Annotated in this window: 5 protein-coding genes; 3 read left to right on the top strand and 2 right to left on the bottom strand. The window is 69.3% G+C overall.

The window, feature by feature from the left end; all coding sequences use genetic code 11:
- The 3 genes from sucD to NFT33_RS11360 form a co-directional block, all read left to right on the top strand.
- The coding region (gene sucD, locus NFT33_RS11370; RefSeq protein WP_251675404.1) for a succinate--CoA ligase subunit alpha at positions 1 to 637 on the top strand (637 nt) is incomplete at its 5' end.
- A 178-nt stretch (positions 638 to 815) separates the two neighbouring features.
- Positions 816 to 1,958, top strand: coding sequence for an SGNH/GDSL hydrolase family protein (locus NFT33_RS11365; protein WP_251675402.1), 1,143 nt, complete (start codon positions 816 to 818; stop codon positions 1,956 to 1,958).
- A 180-nt stretch (positions 1,959 to 2,138) separates the two neighbouring features.
- Positions 2,139 to 2,372 (top strand): hypothetical protein, encoded by a 234-nt coding sequence (locus NFT33_RS11360; protein WP_251675400.1) that lies wholly within the window; start codon positions 2,139 to 2,141, stop codon positions 2,370 to 2,372.
- 11 nt (positions 2,373 to 2,383) lie between these two features.
- On the opposite strand, the gene NFT33_RS11355 is transcribed toward NFT33_RS11360, so the two are convergent.
- Together NFT33_RS11355 and NFT33_RS11350 are read right to left on the bottom strand one after the other, a co-directional pair.
- Positions 2,384 to 2,839, bottom strand: a complete 456-nt coding sequence (locus NFT33_RS11355) for a YbhB/YbcL family Raf kinase inhibitor-like protein (protein WP_309296142.1) — start codon at positions 2,837 to 2,839, stop codon at positions 2,384 to 2,386.
- A gap of 17 nt (positions 2,840 to 2,856) precedes the next feature.
- On the bottom strand, positions 2,857 to 3,720 hold an 864-nt coding region (locus tag NFT33_RS11350), incomplete at its 5' end, for a DDE-type integrase/transposase/recombinase (protein WP_251675396.1).

The raw sequence follows: 3,720 nt of genomic DNA, 5'->3' as shown, positions 1-3,720 counted from the left end.
GGAAGCCGTCGAGGCCGACCTGGACCTGGCGATCTGCATCACCGAAGGCATCCCGGTCCGGGACATGCTGGAAGTGCGCAACAAGATGAAGGCCAAGGAAGCCGCCGGCGGCAAGAAGACGCTGCTGCTGGGCCCCAACTGCCCCGGCCTGATCACGCCGGAAGAGATCAAGATCGGCATCATGCCCGGTCACATCCACCGCAAGGGCCGCATCGGCGTCGTCAGCCGCTCGGGCACGCTGACCTATGAAGCGGTGGCGCAGCTGACCGAGCTGGGCATCGGCCAGTCGTCGGCCGTCGGCATCGGTGGCGATCCGATCAACGGCCTGAAGCACATCGACGTGATGCGCGCCTTCAACGACGATCCGGACACCGACGCGGTCATCATGATCGGCGAGATCGGCGGCCCGGACGAGGCCGAAGCCGCCCGCTGGGTCAAGGACAACATGAAGAAGCCGGTCGTCGGCTTCATCGCCGGTGTCACCGCGCCTCCGGGCAAGCGCATGGGCCACGCCGGTGCGCTGATCTCGGGCGGTGCCGACACCGCCGACGCCAAGCTCGCCATCATGGAAGAGTGCGGCTTCAAGGTCACCCGTAATCCGTCGGAGATGGGCCGCATCCTGAAGTCGCTGCTGTGATCAGCCAGCCACGCTTCGCGTGACACGCAAGCCAAAAGGCCGCCCCGAGGGGCGGCCTTTTTCATGGGCTCGCGCCGAGGGTTTGTCTGGAAGCATCAGGTCGCGGTGACACGTAGAGTGCATGTCACTAAATAGCACGGGCGTTCTTTTTTGCGCCCGGCAGAGCAGGAGACATCCGATGATCCAGACTTCCCTTTCCCGATTCAGCCAGGCAGCCGTGGCACTGGCCGCGGCCCTGATGCTGGCCGCCTGCGGCGGCGGCGATGACGGCAGCAGCAGCCCGAAGGTCGGCGCGCTGAAGGTCATGGGCGACAGCCTGGCCGATGTCGGCACCTTCGGGCTGAAGTTCACCATCCAGGGCAACCCGATCTATCCGGAGCTGATCGCGCAGTCCTACGGCCTGGGCGGCGGCTGCAGCTTCTTCCGCTTCACCGGCACCACCTTCGCCACCGACAGCACGCTCAACTGCACCAACTTCGCCGTCGGCGGCGGAGTGATCAATCCGGCCAGCAGCGCGCTGAGTGCGCAGGACCCGCGCGGTCTGGCGGTGCAGTTCACCGCCGCGAACGCGGCCGGCTCCTTCCATGCCGGCGACCTGCTGCTGATCGATGGTGGCGGCAACGATGCCGCGGCGCTGGTCTCCGCCTATCTCAAGGCCCCGACCGACGGCGGCGCCGCCTACACCGCGCTGCTGGGCAGCCTGCTGTCCTCGGCCCAGGTCTCCGCGGCAGCCGCCGGCGGCACGACCGGCCTGGCCGGCGCCGGCGCGACCTACATGAGCGCATTGGCCGACCGGATGGCCACGCTGATCACCACCCAGGCGCTCGACCGTGGCCTGCAGCGGGTGGCGGTGCTGAACATGCCGGCGATCACCCGCACGCCGCGCTTCCAGATGGTGCTGGCCTCGATCACCGCCAGCGCCGGTGCCACCGCCAGCGCGCAGAGCGCGGCGCTGTTCGACAGCTGGGTCAGCGCCTACAACAGCCGACTGCTCGCGCGCCTGGCCGGCGACAGCCGGGTCGCGGTGGTCGACTTCCAGGCCACGCTCGACGCGCAGGTCGCCTCGCCGGCCACCTACGGCCTGAGCAACGCCAGCACGCCCGCCTGCCCGGTCACCGGCACCGGCAGCGACGGCCTGCCGACCTACACCTTCGCGACCTGCACCGACGCCGCGCTGGCCGCCAGCCCGCCCACCGGCGTCACCGGCAGCGACTGGTACAAGCGCCATGCCTTCTCCGACGGCTTCCATCCCACGCCCTACGGCCACCAGCTGATGGCCGACATGATCCGCAAGGCGCTGGTGGCGAAGGGCTGGCTCTGAGACGGCTGCACGCCCGACGCCAGCAGGCCACAAAAGTCATGTCACTTTGACACGCCGGCTGACGGCATCCGACGGGTGGCCTCCCGCCGCCCGGATGCCCTGGAGAGAATTTCCGGATCGGGACAGGTTCCGCCACGGCAGCCCTGCCCGATGCCCAGTCATCTTCAGGGAGCCCTCTTCATGCATCACCACCCCTTCGTCTCCGTGCTGGTCCTGTCGGCCTGCGCACCGCTGCTCGCGCAGGCCGAACCGGCCCGCCCGGCCCCGACCACCCTTGCGGTGACCGAACCGGCGTCGACATCACCCACCGGCACGACCTCAGGTCCATCGGCGGGAGCGGCCAAGGTCGAGAACAACGGATCCGGGACCAGAACTACGGCGACCTCTGCGCAGAGCAAGCCCGGCCTGAAGTGAGCTGACCCGCGTCAACGCCCGTAGGTCGCAGTGAACGAGGCCTTGCCGAGCAGCTTGTCGCCCAGGCCCTTGTTCAGCACGAAGCCGTGCAGCGCCGCCGAGCCGGTCTTCGGGATGCCGGCGGCGGCGTGCAGGTTGTCGACGCCGAGCGCGAACACGGTGAAGACATAGCGGTGCGGCTTGTCGCCGACCGGCGGGCACGGGCCGCCCCAGTTGCCGTTGCCGCCGGTGGCGCCGGTGTCGTGGAAGTCGCTGTGGCCGCCGTTCGCGCCGGCCGGCAGCGTCGCCGCCGAGTTGCCCGCGCCCTGCGCCAGCGAGGTCACCGAGGCCGGGATGTTGTAGACGCCCCAGTGCCAGAAGCCGCTGCCAGTCGGCGCATCCGGGTCGTAGACCTGGATCGCGTACGACTTCGTGCCGGCCGGCGGATTCGACCAGACCAGCGCCGGCGAGACGTCGGAGCATGTCAAGGTAGTTGCCGCGTGAGTCATGCCGCGACTCTGCTTATTTCAGCTGCCGCGGCATCGACCGCCGCGGCCACACCTTCCCGCTCGGGATTGAGCGTGACGGCCCCGATCGGCGACCAGTCGCGGGTCTTGCCCGACCAGCGTTTCGGGTTCGCCTGACGGGCTTGGCGGTACAGCGCATCGCGCGCGGCCAGGATCTTCCGGTCCTGCCCTGCATGGCGCTGCGCCGGGCTCACAAAGCGGATGCCGCTGTGGCGGTGATCGTGGTTGTACCAATGCACGAACGCACTGGCCCACTGTCGCGCCGCCTGCAGATCCTTGAAGCCGCCGCTGGCCGGGAACTCCGGGCGGTACTTGGCCGTGCGAAACAGGCTCTCGGCGAAGGCGTTGTCATCGCTCACCCGAGGCCGGGAGTACGACGGGCGGATCTTGAGCCAGTGCAGCATGGCCAGCACCGTGGTCGCCTTGAGCGTGGCGCCGTTGTCGCCGTGCAGCACCGGCCGTTGCTCGGGAGGGCACCCGTGCAGCCCCTCGGCCAGCGCTGCTCGCTTGAGCAGCGCCACGGCATGGTCGGCGCTGTCGCTGTCATGGACTTCGAAGCCCACGACCCGGCGACTGTACAGATCCAGGATCAGGTAGAGAAAGAACCAGCGCCCGCTCACTTCGCACGGCAGGTAGGTCATGTCCCAGCACCACACCTCGCCCGGCGCGCGGGCCACGTGCGTGGTGGGCGCCTTGCTCGGCCGGGGCGCGCGCGCTCGGCCGCGGTGGCGGCTCTGTCCTGCCGCGCGCAGCACCCGGCTGAAGCTCGACTCGCTGGCCAGGTACACCCCTTCGTCGGCCAGCATCGGCACGATCCGCGCCGGCGGCATGTCCGCGAAACG

This window comes from Sphaerotilus sp. FB-3 (genome assembly GCF_023706025.1).
GTDB classification, from domain to species: Bacteria; Pseudomonadota; Gammaproteobacteria; order Burkholderiales; family Burkholderiaceae_C; genus Sphaerotilus; species Sphaerotilus sulfidivorans.
The sequence above is the reverse complement of the archived record's forward strand: the minus strand, read 5'-3'. Positions and strand labels throughout refer to the sequence as shown.

What these genes read in the sequence shown, in the direction of transcription:
- NFT33_RS11365 (WP_251675402.1), top strand. Translation starts at nt 816, where the DNA reads ATGATCCAGACTTCCCTTTCCCGATTCAGCCAGGCAGCCGTGGCACTG.
- NFT33_RS11360 (WP_251675400.1), top strand. Translation starts at nt 2,139, where the DNA reads ATGCATCACCACCCCTTCGTCTCCGTGCTGGTCCTGTCGGCCTGCGCA.